Consider the following 241-nt stretch of genomic DNA (forward strand, 5'->3'; position numbering starts at 1 on the left):
CTCTTTTTGTATTTTTTCTTTACACGAATGTTTCCTAATATGTTAAATTAATAACAACGAAGTTTTTGGAATAATCTAAAAAGGGGTGGTTCGCGTGCAGCATTATTACTTATTTATCCTTATGTGTATTCTTCTCATAATTTTACCTGGACCGGATACAGCCATGACAACAAAGAATACCCTAACAGTCGGCAGGTCTGGTGGCATTAAAACCCTTTTGGGTACATGTTGTGCCCTCTTA

The 241-nt window shown here is 36.1% G+C and carries 1 pseudogene; it reads left to right on the forward strand.

Going from position 1 to position 241, the window contains the following annotated elements:
- Positions 1-121: 121 nt before the first annotated feature.
- A pseudogene (locus V7150_RS24820) lies at positions 122-241 on the forward strand (LysE family translocator); the annotation flags it as partial.

This window comes from Neobacillus drentensis (genome assembly GCF_036965245.1).
Lineage (GTDB): Bacteria > Bacillota > Bacilli > Bacillales > Cytobacillaceae > Neobacillus > Neobacillus drentensis_G.